Source organism: Streptococcus suis (genome assembly GCF_024509555.1).
GTDB lineage: Bacteria > Bacillota > Bacilli > Lactobacillales > Streptococcaceae > Streptococcus > Streptococcus suis_AD.
The window spans coordinates 1-254 of sequence record NZ_JAMWEL010000095.1; the positions used below are offsets into that span (position 1 = coordinate 1).

Genomic DNA, 254 nt, shown 5'->3' on the forward strand with positions numbered 1-254 from the left:
ATTACAGATTGGAAAGACGACGAGGAAGCTCGTACAGTTAACATTCCAGTAACTGTAACAACAGACGGTGTTGAGAAAGTTGTTAATGTTCCAGTCACTATCCAACGTGATACAGATGGCGATGGTAAACCAGATGTGACGGACACAGATGATGACAACGACGGTATCCCAGATGAGCAAGACAATAATCCTAAGACAGCTAAGGAAACAACTGTAACAGCTGACGGTTCAACAGTCGTTGCTGGTAAGGAAAT

The 254-nt window shown here is 43.3% G+C and carries 1 protein-coding gene; it reads left to right on the forward strand.

From position 1 onward, the window contains the following. The coding region (locus tag NF418_RS10490; protein ID WP_256779556.1) for a thrombospondin type 3 repeat-containing protein at positions 1-254 on the forward strand (254 nt) is incomplete at both ends.